This window comes from Verrucosispora sp. SN26_14.1, from assembly GCF_004307965.1.
In the GTDB taxonomy this organism is placed as follows: domain Bacteria; phylum Actinomycetota; class Actinomycetes; order Mycobacteriales; family Micromonosporaceae; genus Micromonospora.
Genome location: NZ_SISL01000067.1, coordinates 1 through 19,699 on the forward strand (window position 1 = coordinate 1; position 19,699 = coordinate 19,699).

Here is a 19,699-nt window from a genome sequence, read left to right on the forward strand (position 1 = left end):
CCGCCCCGGCGACGACGGCGCATCGGCCGCCGTGGCGGTGATCGCGTCGGGCTGCTCGGCGGCGAGCACGGCACGCTCCCGCTTGCGGGCCTTCTTCTCCGCCTTCCGCTGCCGACGGCGTTCCTGCTGCGCCGCCCAGCGCTGCGGCTCGCCGGTGCTCAGCCCGGTGACGGTACGCACCACCTGCACCGCGCCCCACGGCCCGGCCACCCAGATGGGCCAGAAGTACACCAGGTCGCGGGCGGCGAACGAGGTGACCGCCCAGATCGCGATGACGATCCCGACGGCCTTGAGCCAGGGCTCCCAGACGTCGACGAGCCAACGGGCGGTCACGCCCCGCCCGCCGTCGGGCAACACCGGCGCGTCGGCCTCCTGCCGGGCCGGCACCGCCCCGGGCAGGTCGCCCACCAGTGCGTCGAGTTCCGCGTACGTCCGGGCCGCATAGGCCCGCTGTAGCCGCTCGTCGTACTCGTGCAGGTCGAGCCGGCCCTCGTCGAGTGCCTCCCGGAGCCGTTCGGCGACGGCCTGCCGGTCGGAGTTCGCTGCCCGCATCCCGTCCTGCCCGTCCATGTCGGCAAGCATGCCATCGTGCCGCCAGCCCGACTAACCGACGCCGTGCGGCCTGCCCCACCGTCATGCCGACACCGACCCGCTCGCCCCGGTTCTGGCCACCGACAGTGAGCGCGACGAGCCGATCGTGTCGAACGTCACATGCCTCGTGGCGGGATGCGGCCGAGCCGCCGCCACGACGGCGGGGGCACGATCGGCACCACACGACCGGACGTGGTCCGATCGCCGGCCACGACCTGGTCGGCTCCGGGCCGAACGCCGAATGCCCGGACGTGATCGATCGACCGATGGCCTCGTCAGCTCCGCGCCGAGCGCCTGGGATGCGAACGGCCGGTCGGCCGGATGCCGGGATTCGGGCGACTCAGCCGGCCGACGAGGCGGCGGGCTGGCGGGCGGTGACCAGCTCACCGAGGCGGGCTCGACCGCCGTCCTGGGCGGTCAGCACCCAGACCCCGTCCGGCAACAGAGCCATGGTGTGCTCGACGTGTGCCGCACGCGACCCGTCGCGGGTGACCACGGTCCAGCCGTCGGCCAGTTCGGCGGTACGCGGCGACCCCATCGTGATCATGGGCTCGATGGCCAGCGCCATGCCCTGCACCAGCCGCGGCCCCTTGCCCGGCCGCCCGTGGTTGAGCACGTGCGGGTCCTGGTGCATCTCGGTGCCGATGCCGTGGCCGCCGTAGCCGTCGACGATGCCGTACCGGCCGCCCTTGCGCACCGCGTTCTCCACCGCGTGGGAGATGTCGGTCAGCCGGCCCTTGCCGCTGGCCGCACCCCGGGCGGCGGCGGCGATACCGGCCCACATCGCGTCCTCGGCCACCGTCGCCATCCGCAGCAGGGCCGGGTCGACCTCGCCCACCCCGACGGTGATGGCCGCGTCGCCGTGCCAGCCGTCGAGCACCGCACCGCAGTCGATCGAGATCAGGTCGCCCTCGGCGAGGACCTGGTCCGGCGACGGGATCGCGTGCACGATCTGCTCGTTGACCGAGGAGCAGATCGACGCCGGGAAGCCGTGGTAACCCTTGAACGACGGAGTCGCGCCAGCCTCGCGGATGGTCGACTCGGCGATCGCGTCCAGGTCGGCGGTGCTGACCCCGGGGGCCACCGCCTCGCGCATCCGGCGTAACGCCTCGGCGACCACCAGCCCGGCGGCACGCATCTTCTCGATCTGCTCGGGGGTCTTCAGCTGGATGTCCAGCTGGGGACGACGCATCGGGGCGCTACCTTTCGTTGCCGAACCAGCGGGGCACGCCGGGCGTACCCCGCTGTTCGCACTCTATCCGGCCGGCGATGACGCCGAGCTCAGCCGCCGTAGGACCGCAGGGCGTCGATCGCGCGGACCGTGACGTCCTCCACCGGCCCGGTGGCGTCGATCCCGACCAGCTTGCCCTGGGCGCCGTAGTAGTCCACCAACGGCGCGGTCTTCTCCGCGTACTCGCGCAGGCGGGCGGCGATGGTCTCCGGCTTGTCGTCGTCGCGCTGGAACAGCTCGGCACCGCAGCGGTCGCAGATGCCGTCCCGACTGGTCGGGTCGAACTCGACGTGCCAGATCTTGCCGCAGCCCCGGCAGGTGCGCCGGCCGGAGAGCCGCCGGATCACCTCGTCGTCGTCGACCACCAGCTCCAGTACGACGTCCAGCGCGGTGCCGAGGTCGGCGAGGAGCTTGTCCAGCGCGGCGGCCTGCGGAGTGGTCCGCGGGAACCCGTCGAGCAGGAAGCCCTCGGAGGCGTCCGGCTCGGCGAGCCGGTCCCGCACCATGTTGATGGTGACCTCGTCCGGGACCAACTTGCCGGCGTCCATGTAGCGCTTGGCCTCGACCCCGAGCGGGGTGCCCTGCGACACGTTGGCACGGAAGATGTCACCGGTCGAGATCTTCGGCACGGAGACGTGCGCAGCGATGAACTCCGCCTGCGTTCCCTTACCCGCGCCGGGCGGGCCAACCAGAACCAGTCTCATCTACCGCAGGAACCCTTCGTAGTTCCGCTGCATCAGTTGGCTCTCGATCTGCTTGCTGGTTTCGAGAGCCACACCGACCATGATCAGCACAGCGGTACCGCCGAACGGGAAGTTGAGGTACTGCTGCCGGTCCAGCCAGATGAAGAAGAAGTTCGGCAGGATCGAGATGATCGCGAGGTACAGCGCCCCCGGCAGCGTGATCCGGCTGAGGATGAAGTCCAGGTAGTCGGCGGTCGGCTTGCCGGGGCGGATGCCCGGCACGAAGCCGCCGTACTTCTTCATGTTGTCCGCGACCTCGGTCGGGTTGAACGTGATCGAGACGTAGAAGTACGTGAAGAAGATGATCAGCAGGAAGTAGACCGCGATGTAGATCGGGCTGGTCGGGTCGACCAGGTTGTTCTGGATCCACGCCTGCGTCTGACCCGGGTCGTTCTGGTCGAAGAACTGCAGCGCCAACTGGGGCAGGTAGAGCAGCGACGAACCGAAGATGACCGGGATGACACCCGCCTGGTTGACCTTCAGCGGGATGTAGGTCGACGTGCCGCCGTACATCCGCCGGCCGATCATCCGCTTGGCGTACTGCACCGGGATCCGGCGCTGGGCCTGCTCGATGAACGTGACCGCGGTGATGACCACCAGGACCAGGGCGATGACGAGGAAGAACTTGGCCCAGCCCTGGCTCTCCTTGATGCGCCAGCCCTCGCTGGGGAGGCGGGCGGCGATCGAGGTGAAGATCAGCACCGACATGCCGTTGCCGACGCCGCGGTCGGTGATCAGCTCGCCCAGCCACATGACCACGCCGGTACCGGCGGTCATCGTCATCACCAGCATGGACAGCGTCAGCCAGTCCGGGATGCCGGTGCCCTCAGGGATGATCGGGAACTGGTCGCACTGGTTGTTGAAGAGCTGTCCGGAGCGGGCCAGCGCGACGAACGCGGACGCCTGCAGGACACCCAGGCCCAGTGTCAGGTACCGGGTGTACTGGGTGATCTTCGCCTGACCGGCCTGGCCCTCCTTACGGAGCTGCTCGAGCCGCGGGATCACCACCGTCAGCAGCTGCAGGATGATCGACGCGGTGATGTAGGGCATGATGCCCAGCGCGAAGACCGAGAGCTGGAGCAGTGCGCCACCGGAGAAGAGGTCGAGCAGGTTCAGAACCCCGGTCGAGCCGTCGATGGTGTCGAGGCACTGCTGGACGTTGCCGTATGACACGCCTGGGCTGGGCAGCGTCGCGCCGAGCCGGTAGATCGCGATGATGCCTACTGTGAACAGCAGCTTCTTGCGCAGGTCAGGCGTACGGAACGCACTGAGAAAGGCGGACAGCAACTTCTTCCTCCTGCGCGAGGCGGGCCGCCGGTCGTCCCTGGCGGTTTGGGGTGGGTGCCGGGCAGGTGCCCGATATCCATGGCTGGGAAGGGACTCTAACAGCCCGATCCCCGTCCGGGCAGATGTGCCCGGCTACATAAACCGAATCCGATATTACCGGGCGCACAGGCCTTGTGGAGACCATGGCGCCCGCCAGCTGGGATCAACTGGCGGGCGCCATCGTTCGTGCTGCTTACAGCTCGGTGACCGAACCACCGGCGGCAGCGATCTTCTCCTTGGCCGACGCACTGAACGCATGCGCCGTGACCTGGAGCGACACGTTGCCGAGGTCCCCGGTGCCGAGAACCTTGACCGGGTGACCCTTGCGGACCGCGCCCGCCTCGACCAGCTCGGCCGGGCCGACCTGACCGCCGTTGGGGAACAGTTCGGCCAGGCGGTCCAGGTTGACCACCTGGAAGACCACCTTGAACTTGTTCTTGAAGCCCTTCAGCTTCGGCAGGCGCATGTGGATGGGCATCTGCCCACCCTCGAACGCCGCCGGGATGTTCTTCCGGGCCTTCGAACCCTTGGTACCCCGACCGGCGGTCTTGCCCTTGGAGCCCTCACCGCGACCCACACGGGTCTTGGCGGTCTTGGCTCCCGGCGCCGGGCGCAGGTGATGGACCTTGATCGTCATTACTCGACCTCCTCGACCTTCACGAGGTGGCTCACCTTGAAGATCATCCCGCGAATCTCGGGCCGGTCCTCCTTGACCACCACGTCGTTGATCCGCTTGAGACCGAGCGACCGCAGCGACTCACGCTGGTTGTGCTTGGTCCCGATGTCGGACCGGAGCTGGGTGACCTTGAGACGTGCCATCAGGAAGCCACCTCCGCCCGCGAGGCCAGCATGGCGGCCGGAGCGACGTCCTCCACCGGCAGGCCTCGACGCGCCGCGACAGCCTCCGGGGACTCCAGCCCCTTCAGGGCCGCCACGGTGGCGTGCACGATGTTGATCGGGTTCGACGATCCGAGGCTCTTGGAGAGCACGTCGTGGATGCCCGCGCACTCCAGCACGGCACGGACCGGACCACCGGCGATGACACCCGTACCGGCCGAGGCCGGCTTGAGCAGCACCACACCGGCGGCGTCCTCGCCCGTGATCGGGTGCGGGATCGAGGAACCGATCCGCGGCACCTTGAAGAAGTGCTTCTTGGCCTCCTCGACACCCTTGGCGATCGCCGCGGGCACCTCCTTGGCCTTTCCGTAGCCCACGCCCACGGTGCCGTCGCCGTCGCCGACGATCACGAGGGCGGTGAAGCTGAAGCGACGACCACCCTTCACGACCTTGGCGACGCGGTTGATCGCGACGACCCGCTCGAGGTGCGGGGTCTTCTCGGCGGGCGCGTTTCCGCGGCCGCCCTCACGGCGGTTGTCGCGGCGACCACCCTCGTTGCCACCGGACCCGCCGCCACGGCGCTGTTGACCTGGCATCAGCAGCCTCTCTTCTCTCTCGTGACGGGGATTGTCAGAACTCGAGCCCGGCTTCGCGGGCGGCGTCGGCAAGCGCGGCGACCCGCCCCGCGTACCGGTTGCCACCGCGGTCGAAGACGACCTTGGAGACGCCGGCGGCCTTGGCCCGCTCGGCGAGCAGGGCACCGACCTTGCCGGCGAGGGCGCTCTTGTCGCCCTCGGTGCCGCGCACCGAGGCGTCCAGCGTCGAGGCCGACGCCAGGGTGTGCCCCTTGGTGTCGTCCACGATCTGGGCCACGATGTGCCGCAGCGAACGGGTGACCACCAGGCGCGGACGCTCGGCGGTGCCACTGACGTTCTTGCGGACGCGGAAGTGCCGACGCGCACGCCCGACGGCACGCTTGGCGGCGACGCCGCGGCGGCGCTTGAGCAGCGTGGCGCTCACTTCTTACCTGCCTTTCCAGCCTTGCGACGGATGACCTCGCCCTGGTACTTCACGCCCTTGCCCTTGTAGGGCTCCGGCGGGCGGATCTTCCGGATGTTGGCGGCGACCTCACCGACGAGCTGCTTGTCGATACCGGCCACGTGGAACAGCGTCGGCCGCTCCACCGTGAAGGTGATGCCCTCGGGCGCCTGCACCTGCACCGGGTGCGAGAACCCGAGCGCGAACTCCAGGTCCTTGCCCTTGGCGGTGACCCGGTAACCGGTACCGGCGATCTCCAGGCTCTTGCGGTAGCCCTCGGTGACCCCGACGATCATGTTGGCGACCAGGGTACGGCTCAGGCCGTGCAGTTCCTTGGCCTTGCGCTCGTCGTTCGGGCGGTTGACGCTCAACTGCCCGTCCTCGGCCCGCTCGATCGTGATCGGCGTGGCCAGGGTGTGCGACAGCTCGCCCTTGGGGCCCTTGACCTTGACGGTCTGGCCGTCGATCGTCACGTCGACGCCGGAGGGCACCGGGATCGACTTACGTCCAATTCGCGACATTTCTACCTGTCTCCCGTTACCAGACGAAGGCGAGGACTTCCCCGCCAACGCTCCGCTTGCGGGCCTGCCGGTCGGTGAGCAGCCCCTGGGACGTCGAAATGATCGCCACGCCCAGTCCACCGAGTACCCGCGGGAGCCCGTCCGACTTGGCGTACACCCGGAGACCGGGCTTGGAGACGCGCTTGATACCGGCCAGGCTCCGCTCCCGGTTCTGGCCGTACTTCAGCTCGACGACCAGTCGCTTGCCGACGGCACCCTCTTCGGGCTCCTCGACCGCCCAGGTGGCGATGTAACCCTCGGACTTGAGGACCTCGGCGATGTTCGCCTTGATCTTCGAGTAGGGCATCGTCACCCGGTCGTGGTACGCCTGGTTGGCGTTACGCAGACGCGTGAGCATGTCTGCGATGGGGTCGGTCATCGTCATGAAACTCGTCAACCTTTCTCGCCGGGGTTCCCGCGACTCGCGCAGGCCTACGGCGAAGAGACAGTCCAGCTGATGCGCCGAAGCGCGCCGGGCTATTACCAGGAAGCCTTGGACACGCCGGGCAGCTCACCGCGGTGGGCCATCTCCCGGATGCACACCCGGCAGAGCCCGAACTTGCGGTAGACCGCCTTGGGACGCCCGCACCGCTGGCAGCGGGTGTAGGCGCGAACCGAGAACTTCGGCTTCGCGGCCGCCTTGAGGATCAGCGCCTTCTTGGCCATCTCAGTTCTCCTTGAACGGGAAGCCCAGGAACTTCAGCAGCGCCCGGCCCTCGTCGTCGGTCGTGGCGGTGGTCACCACCGTGATGTCCATGCCCCGCTGGCGATCGATCTTGTCCTGGTCGATCTCGTGGAACACCGACTGCTCGGTCAGACCGAACGTGTAGTTGCCGTGCCCGTCGAGCTTGCGCCCGTCAAGGCCGCGGAAGTCACGGATACGCGGCAGCGCGATGGAGAGCAGCCGGTCCAGGAACTCCCACATCCGGTCGCCGCGCAGGGTCACCTTCGCGCCGATCGGCATGCCCTCGCGGAGCTTGAACTGCGCGATGGACTTCGTCGCCCGCCGGACCTGCGGCTTCTGGCCGGTGATGGTGGCCAGGTCGCGGACCGCGCCGTCGATGAGCTTGGCGTCCCGAGCGGCCTCGCCGACGCCCATGTTCACGACGATCTTGACCAGCCGCGGCACCTGCATCGGGTTGCCGTACTCGTGCTGCTCGCGCAGCTGGGCCACGATCTCGTTGCGGTACCGCTCCTTGAGGCGCGGCATGGTCTTGGTTTCGGTAGCCGTGGTCATCACAGGTCCTTACCGGTGCTACGCGCGATGCGGACCTTCTGGCCGTTGTCGTCGATCCGGTAACCGACGCGGGTCGGCTTGCCGTCGGAGTCCACGACCATCACGTTCGAGACGTGGATCGGGGCCTCCTGGGTGACGATGCCACCGGTCTTGGCGCCACGCTGAGTGGTGCTGATGCGGGTGTGCTTCTTGACCCGGTTCACGCCCTCGACCAGGACCTTGTCCTGCCGCGGGTAGGCCGCGATGACCTTGCCCTTGGCACCCTTGTCCTTGCCGGCGATGACGACGACCGTGTCGCCCTTCTTGACCTTCACGGTCACAACACCTCCGGCGCGAGAGAAATGATCTTCATGAACCGCTTGTCCCGCAGCTCACGACCGACCGGGCCGAAGATACGGGTACCGCGCGGGTCCCCACCGTCCTTGATGATGACGGCGGCGTTCTCGTCGAAGCGGATGTACGACCCGTCCGGGCGCCGCCGCTCCTTGGCGGTACGGACGACGACAGCCTTGACCACGTCGCCCTTCTTGACACCGGCACCCGGGATCGCGTCCTTGACGGTCGCCACGATGACGTCGCCGATGCTCGCGTAGCGCCGACCGGAGCCACCGAGAACCCGGATGCACAGGATCTCCCGGGCACCCGTGTTGTCGGCGACGCGCAGTCGCGACTCCTGCTGAATCACGTCTATCTCCTATGTCTGCCGGTTCTCCGGCCGCCGGGGCGGCCGGAGCCTGGCGGAACCTGCGCCCGACCGATCTCGGCCGAGCTCGAGCCTTCGCTACTTGGCCTTCTCGAGGATCTCCACGAGCCGCCACCGCTTGGTGGCGGAGAGCGGCCGGGTCTCCATGATCAGGACGCGGTCGCCGATGCCGGCGGAGTTCTGCTCGTCGTGGACCTTCAGCTTGCTGGTACGGCGCATGATCTTGCCGTACAGCGCGTGCTTGACCCGGTCCTCGACCTCGACCACGACGGTCTTGTCCATCTTGTCGCTGACCACGAGGCCCTCACGGACCTTCCGGCGGCCACGCTGCTGGGTGGCGGTCGTGTTCTCGCTCATGAAGCAGTCACCTCAGTCGGCGCGGCCGAGAGCCCCAGCTCGCGCTCACGCATGATCGTGTAGATCCGGGCGATCTCCCGACGGATGACCTGCAGCCGCCGGTTGTTGTCCAGCTGACCGGTTGCGGCCTGCACGCGGAGGTTGAACAGCTCCGCCTTGGCCTCGCGCAGCTTCGTGACCAGCTCCTCCTCGGAGAGCTCACGCAGCTCGGAGGCCTTAACGCCCGCTGCCATCAGGATTCACCCACTTCGCGCGTAACAATGCGGCACTTCATCGGGAGCTTGTGGATCGCGCGACGCATCGCCTCTCGCGCGATCTGCTCGTTGGGGAAGGACATCTCGAAGAGGACCCGCCCCGGCTTGACGTTGGCGACCCACCACTCCGGCGAGCCCTTACCGGAACCCATCCGGGTTTCGGCCGGCTTCTTGGTGAGGGCCTGGTCCGGGAAGATGGTGATCCAGACCTTGCCGCCACGCTTGATGTGGCGGGTCATCGCGATACGCGCCGACTCGATCTGCCGGTTGGTCACGTACGCCGGCTCAAGAGCCTGGATCCCGAACTCGCCGAACACCACCCGGTTGCCGCCCTTGGACGCGCCGCTGCGGTCCGGGTGGTGCGGCTTGCGGAAGCCCTTCGGGGGCTTGCGCGGCATCAGCATCTGTCAGCCCTCCTGCTGCGTTTCTGCCGCGGCGGCGACGGCGGACGCGTCCACCGGCTCGCCACTCGGCGTCTCGGCCTGCTGCGCGACGGTCGTCGCGGCAGCGCGGCCGGCCTCGGTGCCACCGGAGGTCGTGCCGGACGAACCGGACCGACCACGACGCGGCCGCTCGGGGCGGTCACCGCGCTCCCGGCGCGGGCGCGACGGAGCCTCGGTCGGGGTCTCCCGACCCGGCACCGCGTCGCCCTTGTAGATCCAGACCTTCACGCCGATGCGGCCGAAGGTGGTACGGGCCTCGAAGAAGCCGTACTCGATGTTGGCCCGCAGCGTGTGCAGCGGAACCCGACCCTCGCGGTAGAACTCCGTGCGGCTCATCTCGGCGCCGCCGAGGCGACCCGAGACCTGCACCCGGATGCCCTTGCACATCGGGTTCTTCATCGCCGACTGCATCGCCTTGCGCATCGCGCGGCGGAAGCTGACCCGGCTGGAGAGCTGCTCGGCGACGCCCTGGGCGACCAGCTGCGCGTCCGACTCGGGGTTCTTCACCTCGATGATGTTGAGCTGCACCTGCTTGCCGGTGAGCTTCTCCAGCTCGCCGCGGATCCGGTCGGCCTCCGCACCCTTACGGCCGATGACGATGCCCGGCCGGGCGGTGTGGATGTCGACGCGGACCCGGTCGCGGGTGCGCTCGATGTCGACCTTGGAAATGCCGGCGCGCTCCAGGCCCTTGGACATCATGCGGCGGATCTTGACGTCCTCGCCGATGTAGTCCTTGTAGAGCTTGTCCGCGAACCAGCGGGACTTCCAGTCGGTCGAGATGCCGAGCCGGAACCCGTGCGGGTGAACCTTCTGACCCATTACTCGGCGCCCTCCGTGTTGCTCTGCGTCTCGGCCGGTTCGGTCTGCTTGGCCGGGGCCGTCTTCTTCGCCGACTTCTTCGGCGCGGCCGGCGCGACCGCCTCGACCGCCACGGTGATGTGGCAGGTGCGCTTGCGGATCCGGTACGCCCGGCCCTGAGCCCGAGGCTGGAACCGCTTCATCGTCGGGCCCTCGTCCACGAACGCCTCGCTGACGAGCAACGCGTCGGGGTCCAGCCGCTCGTTGTTCTCCGCGTTGGCGATCGCGCTCGCGAGCACCTTGTACACCTGCTCGCTCGCCGCCTGCGGCGCGAACTGCAGCACCGTGAGCGCCTCCTTCGCGGGCAGGCCGCGGACGAGGTTGACCACCCGGCGCGCCTTCATCGGCGAGATGCGCACGTGTCGCGCAATCGCCCGCGCGCCCGGAAGCACCGGAGCGTCGCCCTTTCCTGGCATCGCTGTAACCCCTTGATCCTCTATCCGTATGCCCGCGGCGTCAGCGCCGGCGGCTCTTCCGGTCGTCCTTCTCGTGACCCTTGAACGTACGGGTCAACGCGAACTCGCCGAGCTTGTGCCCGACCATCGCCTCGGTCACGAACACGGGGACGTGCTTACGTCCGTCGTGCACCGCGATCGTGTGCCCGAGCATGTCCGGGATGATCGTGGAGCGGCGCGACCAGGTCTTGATGACGTTCTTCGAGCCCTTCTCGTTCTGCGTCTCCACCTTCTTGAGCAGGTGGTCGTCGATGAACGGGCCCTTCTTCAGGCTGCGAGGCATGTCTTATCTCCCTCAGCCGCGCTTACGCGTGGCGTAGCGGCGGCGGACGATCAGCCGGTCACTCGGCTGGCCCTTACGACGGGTGCGGCCCTCGGGCTTACCCTGCGGGTTGACCGGGTGGCGACCACCGGAGGTCTTGCCCTCGCCACCACCGTGCGGGTGGTCGACCGGGTTCATGGCCACACCACGGACGGTCGGGCGCTTGCCCTTCCACCGCATCCGGCCGGCCTTGCCCCAGTTGATGTTTGACTGGTCGGCGTTGCCGATCTCGCCGACGCTGGCGCGGCAGCGCACGTCGACGCGGCGGATCTCACCCGACGGCATACGCAGGGTCGCGTACGCGCCCTCCCGGCCGAGCAGCTGGATGCCGACGCCGGCCGAGCGGGCCAGCTTGGCGCCGCCGCCCGGACGCAGCTCCACGTTGTGGATCGTGGTACCGACCGGGATGTTGCGCAGCGGCAGGTTGTTACCGGGCTTGATGTCCGCGCCCGGGCCCGACTCCACCGCGTCGCCCTGCTTGAGGTCCTTCGGCGCGAGGATGTAGCGCTTCTCGCCGTCGGCGTAGTGCAGCAGCGCGATCCGCGCGGTGCGGTTCGGGTCGTACTCGATGTGCGCGACCTTGGCCGGCACGCCGTCCTTGTCGACCCGCTTGAAGTCGATCAGCCGGTACTGCCGCTTGTGGCCGCCACCCTGGTGCCGGGCGGTGATCCGCCCGTGGGCGTTCCGGCCACCCTTCTTCGGCAGCGGGGCCAGCAGCGACTTCTCGGGCGTCGACCGGGTGATCTCAGCGAAGTCGGCGACGCTGGAGCCACGCCGGCCCGGCGTCGTCGGCTTGTACTTACGGATAGCCATTGTCTACACCCCTCAGCTGACCGGGCCGCCGAAGGCCTCGATGCGGTCTCCCTCAGCCAGCTTCACCATCGCCCGCTTGGTGTCCTTGCGCTTGCCGAACCCCGTACGGGTCCGCTTGCGCTTGCCCTCGCGGTTGAGCGTGTTGACCGTCAGGACGCGGACGTTGAAGATCTGCTCGATGGCGATCTTGATCGCGGTCTTGTTCGCGTCCGGGTGCACCAGGAAGGTGTACCAGTTCCGGTTCAGCTCGCTGTAGCTCTTCTCCGAGACGACCGGCGCCACGATGATGTCGCGCGGGTCGGCGATCGTGCTCACTTGCCGTCCTCCTCGGTGGTCTCGGCGGGAACGCCCAGGAACTCGTCCAGGGCCTCCTTGGTGAAGACCACGTCGTCGGCCACCAACACGTCGTACGTGTTGAGCTGGCCGGCCTCGATCAGGTGCACCCGCGGCTCGTTGCGCAGCGACACCCAGTTCAGCTCGTCGGTGCTGCTCAGCACGACCAGCACCCGACGGGCCTCGCTCAGCTTCGCGAGCGTGGCCAGCGCGGCCTTGGTCGACGGCTTCTCACCCGAGACGAACGCCTCGACGACGTGCACCTGCCCGGCGCGCGCCCGGTCCGAGAGGGCCCCACGCAGCGCGGCGGCCTTCATCTTCTTGGGGGTGCGCTGGCTGTAGTCACGCGGCACCGGGCCGTGCACCACGCCACCGCCGGCGAACTGCGGCGCGCGGATCGAGCCCTGCCGGGCCCGACCGGTGCCCTTCTGCTTGTACGGCTTCTTGCCGCCGCCGGCGACCTCGCCGCGGGTCTTGGTCTTGTGCGTGCCCTGCCGGGCCGCTGCCAGCTGCGCCACCACGACCTGGTGCATCAGCGGGACGTTGGCCTGGACGTCGAAGATGTCGGCGGGCAGCTCGACCGAGCCGCTCTTGGCGCCTTCGGTGTTCAGGACGTCAACGGTGGTCACTTGGCCACACCGCCCTTCTTCGCCTTGGTCTTGGCCGCGGTGCGGACCAGGACCAGCGCGCCCTTCGGGCCGGGGATGGCGCCGCGGACGAGCAGGAGGTTGTTCTCGGTGTCGACCGCCTGGACGGTCAGGTTCTGCACGGTGTAGCGCACGCCGCCCATGCGGCCGGCCATCCGGGTGCCCTTGAAGACGCGACCCGGGGTGGCGCAGGCCCCGATGGAGCCCGGGGAGCGGTGCTTGCGCTCGACACCGTGGCTGGCGCGCAGACCGTGGAAGCCGTGCCGCTTCATCGGGCCGGCGTAGCCCTTGCCCTTGGTCTTGCCGGTGACGTCGATCGAGACGCCGACCGGGAACTCCTCGACCGTGACCTCCTGGCCGAGCGAGTAGTCGCCGGCGTCGGCGGTGCGCAGCTCGACGATGTGCCGGCGCGGCGCCACGTCGGCCTTGGCGTAGTGCCCACGCAGCGGCTGCTTGGCCTTGCGCGGGTCGATCGTCCCGTACGCCAGCTGGACCGCGGAGTAGCCGTCCTTGTCGGCGTCACGAACCTGGGTGATGACGCAGGGGCCGGCCTGAACCACGGTCACCGGGACAACCTTGTTGTTGTCCCAGACCTGGGTCATGCCGAGCTTCGCGCCCAGGATCCCCTTAACTTGCCTGTCCATGTGTCCGGTCCCTACAGCTTGATCTCGATGTCGACGCCAGCCGGCAGGTCGAGGCGCATGAGCGAGTCGACCGTCTTCGGGGTCGGGTCGATGATGTCGATAAGCCGCTTGTGCGTACGCATCTCGAAGTGCTCGCGCGAGTCCTTGTACTTGTGCGGCGAGCGGATGACGCAGAAACGGTTGATCTCCGTGGGCAGCGGCACCGGGCCAGCGACCTGCGCCCCGGTACGCGTCACCGTCTCGACGATCTTCCGAGCCGAGGAGTCGACGACCTCGTGGTCATAGGCCTTGAGCCGGATGCGGATCTTCTGTCCCGCCATGGTGGCTTCTGTTCCTTCTCTCGATGCCGCTGTGTTGCGGGTACCCATACCGGCTGGTACGAGCCCTCTTCGCCCACCCCCGCGGTCGGGCGTGTCGCGCCCTGTGGCCAGGCTCCGCCCCGAGAATCCGGAGCGATCCTGACCGCGGTGGGTCCAGGCGCCGATCGCGCTACCGCGACCTGAACGCCGCGCGAGGGTGGTTGGCGGCCGGACCGCCAACCACCCCACGCCCGACTGTTCTGCCTACCCGGAGGTTCGGCGTGAGCCGAACACGGGCAGCGAACTGTCGTTACGCAACCTGACTAGTATGCCGCACGACCGGCGGCGGGTCTAATCGGGGTTACCCAGCTCACTTGATGATCTTGGTGACGCGACCCGCGCCGACCGTGCGGCCACCCTCCCGGATCGCGAACTTGAGGTTGTCCTCCATCGCGATGGGCTGGATCAGCTTCACGGTCATCGTGGTGTTGTCACCAGGCATGACCATCTCGGTGCCCTCGGGGAGGGTGACGACACCGGTGACGTCCGTGGTCCGGAAGTAGAACTGCGGACGGTAGTTCTGGAAGAACGGGGTGTGCCGGCCACCCTCCTCCTTGGAGAGGATGTAGACGGTCGCCTCGAACTCCGTGTGCGGGGTGGTGGTGCCCGGCTTGACGACCACCATGCCGCGCTCGACGTCCTCGCGCTTGGTGCCCCGGAGCAGCAGACCGACGTTCTCGCCTGCGCGGGCGTCGTCCAGGGTCTTCCGGAACATCTCGATCGCGGTGACCTTGGTCTTGAAGCCCTTCTCGCGGATGCCGACGACCTCGACGTCCTCGTTCGGGAGCAGCACGCCACGCTCGACGCGACCGGTGACCACGGTACCCCGACCGGTGATGGTGAAGACGTCCTCGACGGGCATGAGGAACGGCTTCTCGGTCTCGCGCTCCGGCTGCGGGATCGCGGTGTCGACCGCGCTCATCAGCTCGAGCAGCTTCTCGGTCCAGACCGGGTCGCCCTCGAGGGCCTTCAGCGCGGAGACCTGGACGACCGGCAGGTCGTCACCCGGGTACTCCTGAGCCGAGAGCAGCTCGCGGACCTCGAGCTCGACGAGCTCCAGGAGCTCCTCGTCGTCGACCATGTCGCTCTTGTTCAGCGCCACGACGATGTACGGCACGCCGACCTGGCGGGCCAGCAGCACGTGCTCGCGGGTCTGCGGCATCGGGCCGTCGGTCGCCGCGACCACCAGGATCGCGCCGTCCATCTGCGCGGCACCGGTGATCATGTTCTTGATGTAGTCGGCGTGACCGGGGCAGTCGACGTGCGCGTAGTGCCGCGCCTCGGTCTGGTACTCGACGTGTGCGATCGAGATCGTGATGCCGCGGGCCTTCTCCTCAGGCGCCTTGTCGATCTCGTCGAACGGCGTGTACGGGTTCAGGTCCGGGTACTGGTCGTGCAGGACCTTGGTGATGGCCGCCGTCAGCGTCGTCTTACCGTGGTCGATGTGACCAATGGTGCCGATGTTGACGTGCGGCTTAGTCCGCTCGAACTTCGCCTTCGCCACTGGTGTCCTCCTGTGGACTTCTTGGTTCGTTCGCCCCGGTGCGCCAGGTCGGCGCTTAGGACTCTGTCGACAGCCTTTCCGACCTGACGGCCGGAGAGCTTTGTGGGTTCTGCGGCGATGAAGCCTACAGGCCCGGAATTCACACAATCCGACCGAGGTGGTCGCAGTCGGGGAATCCTCCCGCGACCACCTCGGATCAGCTCAGGTGAGCGTCACTCACCCGTCGCCTTGGCGATGATCTCCTTGGCGACCGAGGACGGGACCTCGGCGTAGGAGTCGAACTGCATGCTGTAGCTAGCCCGGCCCTGGGTCTTCGACCGCAGGTCGCCGACGTAGCCGAACATCTCCGACAACGGCACCAGAGCACGGACGACGCGGGCGCCACTGCGCTCCTCCATCGCCTGAATGATGCCGCGGCGGGAGTTGAGGTCGCCGATGACGTCACCCATGTTCTCCTCGGGAGTGGTGACCTCAACAGCCATCATCGGCTCGAGCAGTGCGGGGTCGGCCTTGCGGGCCGCGTCCTTCATCACCATCGAGCCGGCGATCTTGAATGCCATTTCCGACGAGTCGACCTCGTGGTACTGGCCGTCCAGCAGGGTGAGCTTGATGCCCACCAGCGGGAAGCCGGCGAGGATGCCGTACTGCATGGCGTCCTGCGCACCCGCGTCCACCGACGGGATGAACTCCCGGGGGATGCGGCCACCGGTCACGCCGTTGGCGAACTCGTAGGTCGGCGCGTCGTTGCCCAGCGGCAGCGGCTCCAGGCTGACGATCACCCGAGCGTACTGGCCGGAGCCACCGGTCTGCTTCTTGTGGGTGTACTCGACCTTGTCCACCTTGCGGCGGATGGTCTCGCGGTACGCCACCTGCGGCTTACCGATGTTCGCCTCGACGTTGAACTCGCGGCGCATCCGGTCGACCAGGATGTCCAGGTGCAGCTCGCCCATGCCGGAGATGACCGTCTGACCGGTCTGGTCGTCCAGCTTGACGCGGAAGGTCGGGTCCTCCTCGGCCAGCCGCTGGATGGCGGTGCTGAGCTTCTCCTGGTCGGCCTTGGTCTTCGGCTCGATGGCGACCTCGATGACCGGCTCCGGGAAGGTCATCGACTCCAGGATGACCGGGTTCGCCGGGTCACACAGGGTGTCACCGGTGGTGGTCTGCTTGAGACCCTGCACCGCGATGATGTCGCCGGCCTGGGCAGAGCCGCGCTCTTCCCGCTTGTTGGCGTGCATCTGGTAGATCTTGCCGATCCGCTCCTTGCGGTCCTTGGTGGAGTTGACCACCTGGGAGCCGGACTCGAGCGTGCCGGAGTAGATGCGCACGTAGGTGAGCTTGCCGAGGTGCTTGTCCGTCTGGATCTTGAAGGCCAGACCGGAGAACGGCTCGGCCACCGCCGGCTTACGCAGCAGCGGGGTCTCACCGTCGGTGGCGGTGCCCTCGATCGCCGGGATGTCCAGCGGCGACGGCAGGTACGCGACGACCGCGTCCAGCATCGGCTGGATGCCCTTGTTCTTGAAGGCGGTGCCGGTGAGGACCGGGTTGGCCTTGCCGCCGATGGTGGCCCGACGGATGGCGGCCTTGATCTCCTCGACGGAGATCTCCTCGCCCTCCAGGTACTTCTCCATCACCGAGTCGTCGACGTCGGCGAGGGTCTCCATCAGCTTCTCGCGCCACTCGGCGGCAGAGTCGGCGAGGTCGGCCGGGATCTCCTCGACCGCGTAGTCCTCACCCTTCTGGGTCTCGCCACGCCAGGTGAGGGCCCGCATCTCGACCAGGTCGACCACGCCGATGAAGTCGCTCTCGGCGCCGATCGGGATCTGGAGCACCAGCGGAGTGGCGTTCAGCCGGTCGATCATCATCTGCACGCAGCGGAAGAAGTCCGCGCCGGTACGGTCCAGCTTGTTGACGAAACACATCCGGGGGACGTTGTACTTGTCCGCCTGACGCCAGACGTTCTCCGTCTGCGGCTCCACGCCGGCCACGCCGTCGTAGACCGCGACCGCACCGTCCAGGACACGCAGCGACCGCTCCACCTCGACCGTGAAGTCGACGTGGCCGGGCGTGTCGATGATCTGGATCGTGTGGCCCTTCCACTCGCACTTCGTGGCGGCGGAAGTGATGGTGATACCGCGCTCCTGCTCCTGCTCCATCCAGTCCATGACGGCAGCGCCCTCGTGGACCTCACCGATCTTGTACGTGATACCGGTGTAGAACAGGATTCGCTCGGTGGTAGTGGTCTTACCGGCATCGATGTGCGCCATGATGCCGATATTGCGTACGTTGGCGAGCGCGTCTGCGGCGGCCACTTCAATCCCTACTTATCGTCGTCTCGACACAACTGGTGGCGGTCCCGGCGCCGGATGGGCACCGGGACCAAGCTGTTACCAGCGGTAGTGCGCGAAGGCCTTGTTGGACTCCGCCATCTTGTGCGTGTCCTCGCGCCGCTTGACGGCGGCACCGAGGCCGTTGCTCGCGTCCAGCAGCTCGTTCATCAGCCGCTCGACCATGGTCTTCTCCCGGCGGGCCTTGGAGTAGGTCACCAGCCAGCGCAGGCCGAGGGTGGTCGCCCGGGCCGGACGGACCTCGACCGGCACCTGGTAGGTCGCGCCACCGACACGGCGGCTGCGGACCTCGAGAGTCGGCTTGACGTTGTCCATCGCGCGCTTGAGCGTGACGACCGGGTCGGTGCCGGACTTCTCCCGGCAGCCCTCCAGGGCTGCGTACACGATGCGCTCGGCGAGCTGGCGCTTGCCGCGCAGGAGGATCTTGTTCACCAGCTGGGTGACCAACGGCGAGTTGTACACCGGGTCAGCGACCAGCGGCTTCCGCGGAGCGGGTCCCTTACGCGGCATGTCAGCTCTTCTCCTTCTTGGCGCCGTAGCGGCTGCGCGCCTGCTTGCGGTTACGGACACCCTGGGTGTCCAGCGAACCGCGGACGATCTTGTAACGCACACCGGGGAGGTCCTTCACCCGGCCGCCACGGACGAGCACGATCGAGTGCTCCTGCAGGTTGTGACCCACGCCCGGGATGTAGGCGGTCACCTCGATCTGGCTGCTGAGCTTCACACGAGCGACCTTGCGCAGCGCGGAGTTCGGCTTCTTGGGAGTGGTGGTGTACACACGGGTGCACACGCCGCGCCGCTGAGGGGAACCCTTCAGCGCCGGGGTCTTGGTCTTGGTCGTCTTGGCCTGTCGGCCCTTGCGGACCAGCTGCTGGATCGTGGGCACCGGGTTTCTCCGCTCCCTTCGGCCGCTCACGCGGCCGCGCTCGCTCGGTCGGCCTGATGACCGACCCTCCTACATTCCGACCAGGTCCACCTCGCGGTGGTCCCGGCACCCGCGGTCGGGCGTGTCGCCCGAGCACGGTCCCGGTTCCGACGCTCACGCGGAGGTTCCGGGTTGTGTCACCGGCGCGCGGATCTCCGCCGCCGGGTCTTCTGGCTCAGTCGTGTCGCTGTTCGGATGCCGGTATCACCGGATCCCGCGCACGCACGAGTTGCCCGGGCAAGCCCGGGCGCAAGGGGAAAGAGTACCTACCACAGCCGTGCAGGTCAAAACGGATGACCCGCCGGACTTCTCACTGCTCGCCGGCCGGGCTCGTCACGCCTCACGCCTGTGATGGGCACCTACGGAGACAAGTGTACCGGCTCCGCCGGAAACCGGACCGGTAGCCCCTGGGCGGGACCGATCGGTATCCGGCGCTCGCCCGCTCGTCCCGACCCGACGTGGGCCGGATCTCAGGTCAGCGTCAGCAGCAGCGCCAGCCCCAGGCCCGACAGGCAGAGCAGGAGACCGGCGCCACCGCAACTGATCCCGGCGATCGCCACGCCACGGCCGGTGAACCGGACCGCCGGCGGAGCGGCCGGACGGCGGATCTGCCGGAGGCCGAGCAGGCCGGCCACCACGGCGCCGGCACCGGTCAGGCTGCCCAGCACGGCGAAGGCACCGGCGGCCCAAGCTCCCCCGCCCGTGCCTCCCCCGACCGCGCCGATGCAGATGGTCAGGAACGAGATCAGGATCGAGGTGATGCCGGCCACCAGCGAGCCGACCGCCAGCCCGGACGTGACCGGGGGTACGTCCAGGTGCACGGTCGCGAACGGGGTACCGGGCACCGGCTCCACCCGTTTGGGCGGCCGGGGACGCTCCTGCGGCGGTGGACCGGCCGCCGGCCCACCCCAGCCCGGCGGCGGGCCGGGAAACGGGGGCGGGCCGAACCCGGGGGCCCCGACCGGCGGCCTCGACTGCGGCGGAGCCGGCGGCGGGCCGAAGCCGGAGTGCCCGTACGGAGGGCCGGGCGGCGGCCCGAACGGTGCGGGGCCGAACCCGGGCGTGGGACCACCCGAGGCCGGTCCGAACGGTGGCGGTCCGAACCCGGGCGAGGAACCGCCCGAAACCGGTCCGGGGTCGGCGCCGACAGCGGGCGAGCCGGCCGGGTCGGCGC

Annotated in this window: 30 protein-coding genes; all 30 read right to left on the minus strand. The window is 68.4% G+C overall.

Features of this window, described 5'->3' with window-relative positions; all coding sequences use genetic code 11:
- Nucleotides 1-570: DUF1707 domain-containing protein (locus tag EYA84_RS09445; protein WP_236145682.1), on the minus strand; the 570-nt coding region annotated here is incomplete at its 3' end.
- 361 nt (nucleotides 571-931) lie between these two features.
- On the minus strand, nucleotides 932-1,783 hold the full coding sequence (gene map / locus EYA84_RS09450) for a type I methionyl aminopeptidase (protein ID WP_131052666.1): 852 nt from the start codon (nucleotides 1,781-1,783) through the stop codon (nucleotides 932-934).
- Nucleotides 1,784-1,872: 89 nt separating this feature from the next.
- Nucleotides 1,873-2,526, minus strand: coding sequence for an adenylate kinase (locus EYA84_RS09455; RefSeq protein WP_117226242.1), 654 nt, complete (start codon nucleotides 2,524-2,526; stop codon nucleotides 1,873-1,875).
- Nucleotides 2,527-3,852, minus strand: coding sequence for a preprotein translocase subunit SecY (secY, locus tag EYA84_RS09460; protein WP_131052667.1), 1,326 nt, complete (start codon nucleotides 3,850-3,852; stop codon nucleotides 2,527-2,529).
- 232 nt (nucleotides 3,853-4,084) lie between these two features.
- Nucleotides 4,085-4,528 (minus strand): 50S ribosomal protein L15, encoded by a 444-nt coding sequence (rplO, locus tag EYA84_RS09465; RefSeq protein WP_131052668.1) that lies wholly within the window; start codon nucleotides 4,526-4,528, stop codon nucleotides 4,085-4,087.
- A complete protein-coding gene (gene rpmD, locus EYA84_RS09470) occupies nucleotides 4,528-4,710 on the minus strand; it encodes a 50S ribosomal protein L30 (RefSeq protein ID WP_117226245.1) in 183 nt (60 codons plus the stop codon). Before rpmD ends, rplO begins: the two co-directional genes overlap by 1 nt.
- A complete protein-coding gene (gene rpsE, locus EYA84_RS09475; protein ID WP_119575433.1) occupies nucleotides 4,710-5,324 on the minus strand; it encodes a 30S ribosomal protein S5 in 615 nt (204 codons plus the stop codon). Before rpsE ends, rpmD begins: the two co-directional genes overlap by 1 nt.
- 34 nt (nucleotides 5,325-5,358) lie before the next feature.
- Nucleotides 5,359-5,736 (minus strand): 50S ribosomal protein L18, encoded by a 378-nt coding sequence (gene rplR, locus EYA84_RS09480; protein WP_176096016.1) that lies wholly within the window; start codon nucleotides 5,734-5,736, stop codon nucleotides 5,359-5,361.
- An 8-nt stretch (nucleotides 5,737-5,744) separates the two neighbouring features.
- On the minus strand, nucleotides 5,745-6,287 hold the full coding sequence (rplF, locus tag EYA84_RS09485; protein ID WP_131052669.1) for a 50S ribosomal protein L6: 543 nt from the start codon (nucleotides 6,285-6,287) through the stop codon (nucleotides 5,745-5,747).
- Nucleotides 6,288-6,303: 16 nt separating this feature from the next.
- Nucleotides 6,304-6,711: a 30S ribosomal protein S8 gene (gene rpsH / locus EYA84_RS09490; protein ID WP_093403619.1), complete on the minus strand. Its 408-nt coding sequence runs from the start codon at nucleotides 6,709-6,711 to the stop codon at nucleotides 6,304-6,306.
- A 95-nt stretch (nucleotides 6,712-6,806) separates the two neighbouring features.
- Nucleotides 6,807-6,992: a type Z 30S ribosomal protein S14 gene (locus EYA84_RS09495; protein WP_007073023.1), complete on the minus strand. Its 186-nt coding sequence runs from the start codon at nucleotides 6,990-6,992 to the stop codon at nucleotides 6,807-6,809.
- 1 nt (nucleotide 6,993) lies between these two features.
- Nucleotides 6,994-7,563 (minus strand): 50S ribosomal protein L5, encoded by a 570-nt coding sequence (gene rplE / locus EYA84_RS09500; protein WP_131052670.1) that lies wholly within the window; start codon nucleotides 7,561-7,563, stop codon nucleotides 6,994-6,996.
- Entirely contained in the window at nucleotides 7,563-7,883 is a 321-nt protein-coding gene (gene rplX, locus EYA84_RS09505; RefSeq protein ID WP_018217055.1) for a 50S ribosomal protein L24, read from the minus strand. The genes rplE and rplX overlap by 1 nt, the downstream gene beginning before the upstream one ends.
- Nucleotides 7,880-8,248: a 50S ribosomal protein L14 gene (gene rplN / locus EYA84_RS09510; protein ID WP_007465279.1), complete on the minus strand. Its 369-nt coding sequence runs from the start codon at nucleotides 8,246-8,248 to the stop codon at nucleotides 7,880-7,882. The genes rplX and rplN overlap by 4 nt, the downstream gene beginning before the upstream one ends.
- A 96-nt stretch (nucleotides 8,249-8,344) precedes the next feature.
- Entirely contained in the window at nucleotides 8,345-8,623 is a 279-nt protein-coding gene (rpsQ, locus tag EYA84_RS09515; RefSeq protein WP_111215565.1) for a 30S ribosomal protein S17, read from the minus strand.
- Nucleotides 8,620-8,856 (minus strand): 50S ribosomal protein L29, encoded by a 237-nt coding sequence (rpmC, locus tag EYA84_RS09520; protein WP_007073028.1) that lies wholly within the window; start codon nucleotides 8,854-8,856, stop codon nucleotides 8,620-8,622. Before rpmC ends, rpsQ begins: the two co-directional genes overlap by 4 nt.
- Nucleotides 8,856-9,281: a 50S ribosomal protein L16 gene (rplP, locus tag EYA84_RS09525; RefSeq protein WP_007465292.1), complete on the minus strand. Its 426-nt coding sequence runs from the start codon at nucleotides 9,279-9,281 to the stop codon at nucleotides 8,856-8,858. The genes rpmC and rplP overlap by 1 nt, the downstream gene beginning before the upstream one ends.
- Nucleotides 9,282-9,284: 3 nt before the next feature.
- On the minus strand, nucleotides 9,285-10,139 hold the full coding sequence (gene rpsC / locus EYA84_RS09530; RefSeq protein ID WP_131052671.1) for a 30S ribosomal protein S3: 855 nt from the start codon (nucleotides 10,137-10,139) through the stop codon (nucleotides 9,285-9,287).
- A complete protein-coding gene (gene rplV, locus EYA84_RS09535; RefSeq protein ID WP_131052672.1) occupies nucleotides 10,139-10,594 on the minus strand; it encodes a 50S ribosomal protein L22 in 456 nt (151 codons plus the stop codon). The genes rpsC and rplV overlap by 1 nt, the downstream gene beginning before the upstream one ends.
- Nucleotides 10,595-10,634: 40 nt before the next feature.
- The gene (gene rpsS, locus EYA84_RS09540; RefSeq protein ID WP_067359615.1) at nucleotides 10,635-10,916 is read right to left on the minus strand and encodes a 30S ribosomal protein S19; all 282 of its coding nucleotides are present in this window, start codon (nucleotides 10,914-10,916) and stop codon (nucleotides 10,635-10,637) included.
- A gap of 12 nt (nucleotides 10,917-10,928) precedes the next feature.
- Nucleotides 10,929-11,768, minus strand: a complete 840-nt coding sequence (gene rplB, locus EYA84_RS09545; protein WP_117226254.1) for a 50S ribosomal protein L2 — start codon at nucleotides 11,766-11,768, stop codon at nucleotides 10,929-10,931.
- 12 nt (nucleotides 11,769-11,780) lie between these two features.
- Nucleotides 11,781-12,083 carry a 50S ribosomal protein L23 gene (rplW, locus tag EYA84_RS09550; RefSeq protein WP_093403611.1) on the minus strand — a complete coding sequence of 101 codons (303 nt, stop codon included), beginning with the start codon at nucleotides 12,081-12,083 and terminating at the stop codon, nucleotides 11,781-11,783.
- A complete protein-coding gene (gene rplD / locus EYA84_RS09555; protein WP_131052673.1) occupies nucleotides 12,080-12,730 on the minus strand; it encodes a 50S ribosomal protein L4 in 651 nt (216 codons plus the stop codon). Before rplD ends, rplW begins: the two co-directional genes overlap by 4 nt.
- Nucleotides 12,727-13,392, minus strand: a complete 666-nt coding sequence (rplC, locus tag EYA84_RS09560; protein ID WP_131052674.1) for a 50S ribosomal protein L3 — start codon at nucleotides 13,390-13,392, stop codon at nucleotides 12,727-12,729. The genes rplD and rplC overlap by 4 nt, the downstream gene beginning before the upstream one ends.
- 11 nt (nucleotides 13,393-13,403) lie before the next feature.
- Nucleotides 13,404-13,712: a 30S ribosomal protein S10 gene (gene rpsJ / locus EYA84_RS09565; protein ID WP_007073037.1), complete on the minus strand. Its 309-nt coding sequence runs from the start codon at nucleotides 13,710-13,712 to the stop codon at nucleotides 13,404-13,406.
- Nucleotides 13,713-14,061: 349 nt separating this feature from the next.
- Nucleotides 14,062-15,255 (minus strand): elongation factor Tu, encoded by a 1,194-nt coding sequence (gene tuf, locus EYA84_RS09570; protein WP_131052675.1) that lies wholly within the window; start codon nucleotides 15,253-15,255, stop codon nucleotides 14,062-14,064.
- A 212-nt stretch (nucleotides 15,256-15,467) separates the two neighbouring features.
- Nucleotides 15,468-17,564 carry an elongation factor G gene (fusA, locus tag EYA84_RS09575; RefSeq protein WP_131052676.1) on the minus strand — a complete coding sequence of 699 codons (2,097 nt, stop codon included), beginning with the start codon at nucleotides 17,562-17,564 and terminating at the stop codon, nucleotides 15,468-15,470.
- 75 nt (nucleotides 17,565-17,639) lie between these two features.
- The gene (gene rpsG / locus EYA84_RS09580; protein ID WP_091079418.1) at nucleotides 17,640-18,110 is read right to left on the minus strand and encodes a 30S ribosomal protein S7; all 471 of its coding nucleotides are present in this window, start codon (nucleotides 18,108-18,110) and stop codon (nucleotides 17,640-17,642) included.
- A gap of 1 nt (nucleotide 18,111) precedes the next feature.
- The gene (rpsL, locus tag EYA84_RS09585; protein WP_007465318.1) at nucleotides 18,112-18,486 is read right to left on the minus strand and encodes a 30S ribosomal protein S12; all 375 of its coding nucleotides are present in this window, start codon (nucleotides 18,484-18,486) and stop codon (nucleotides 18,112-18,114) included.
- A gap of 509 nt (nucleotides 18,487-18,995) precedes the next feature.
- The gene (locus tag EYA84_RS09590; RefSeq protein ID WP_131052677.1) at nucleotides 18,996-19,370 is read right to left on the minus strand and encodes a hypothetical protein; all 375 of its coding nucleotides are present in this window, start codon (nucleotides 19,368-19,370) and stop codon (nucleotides 18,996-18,998) included.
- Nucleotides 19,371-19,699: the final 329 nt, after the last annotated feature.

Bases quoted from the DNA above. Each gene is read 5' to 3' on its own strand.
- map (WP_131052666.1), bottom strand. From the start codon at position 1,783: ATGCGTCGTCCCCAGCTGGACATCCAGCTGAAGACCCCCGAGCAGATC.
- EYA84_RS09455 (WP_117226242.1), bottom strand. From the start codon at position 2,526: ATGAGACTGGTTCTGGTTGGCCCGCCCGGCGCGGGTAAGGGAACGCAG.
- rplO (WP_131052668.1), bottom strand. From the start codon at position 4,528: ATGACGATCAAGGTCCATCACCTGCGCCCGGCGCCGGGAGCCAAGACC.
- rpmD (WP_117226245.1), bottom strand. From the start codon at position 4,710: ATGGCACGTCTCAAGGTCACCCAGCTCCGGTCCGACATCGGGACCAAG.
- rpsE (WP_119575433.1), bottom strand. From the start codon at position 5,324: ATGCCAGGTCAACAGCGCCGTGGCGGCGGGTCCGGTGGCAACGAGGGT.
- rplF (WP_131052669.1), bottom strand. From the start codon at position 6,287: ATGTCGCGAATTGGACGTAAGTCGATCCCGGTGCCCTCCGGCGTCGAC.
- rpsH (WP_093403619.1), bottom strand. From the start codon at position 6,711: ATGACGATGACCGACCCCATCGCAGACATGCTCACGCGTCTGCGTAAC.
- EYA84_RS09495 (WP_007073023.1), bottom strand. From the start codon at position 6,992: ATGGCCAAGAAGGCGCTGATCCTCAAGGCGGCCGCGAAGCCGAAGTTC.
- rplE (WP_131052670.1), bottom strand. From the start codon at position 7,563: ATGACCACGGCTACCGAAACCAAGACCATGCCGCGCCTCAAGGAGCGG.
- rpsQ (WP_111215565.1), bottom strand. From the start codon at position 8,623: ATGAGCGAGAACACGACCGCCACCCAGCAGCGTGGCCGCCGGAAGGTC.
- rpmC (WP_007073028.1), bottom strand. From the start codon at position 8,856: ATGGCAGCGGGCGTTAAGGCCTCCGAGCTGCGTGAGCTCTCCGAGGAG.
- rplP (WP_007465292.1), bottom strand. From the start codon at position 9,281: ATGCTGATGCCGCGCAAGCCCCCGAAGGGCTTCCGCAAGCCGCACCAC.
- rpsC (WP_131052671.1), bottom strand. From the start codon at position 10,139: ATGGGTCAGAAGGTTCACCCGCACGGGTTCCGGCTCGGCATCTCGACC.
- rplV (WP_131052672.1), bottom strand. From the start codon at position 10,594: ATGCCAGGAAAGGGCGACGCTCCGGTGCTTCCGGGCGCGCGGGCGATT.
- rpsS (WP_067359615.1), bottom strand. From the start codon at position 10,916: ATGCCTCGCAGCCTGAAGAAGGGCCCGTTCATCGACGACCACCTGCTC.
- rplB (WP_117226254.1), bottom strand. From the start codon at position 11,768: ATGGCTATCCGTAAGTACAAGCCGACGACGCCGGGCCGGCGTGGCTCC.
- rplC (WP_131052674.1), bottom strand. From the start codon at position 13,392: ATGGACAGGCAAGTTAAGGGGATCCTGGGCGCGAAGCTCGGCATGACC.
- rpsJ (WP_007073037.1), bottom strand. From the start codon at position 13,712: ATGGCGGGACAGAAGATCCGCATCCGGCTCAAGGCCTATGACCACGAG.
- rpsG (WP_091079418.1), bottom strand. From the start codon at position 18,110: ATGCCGCGTAAGGGACCCGCTCCGCGGAAGCCGCTGGTCGCTGACCCG.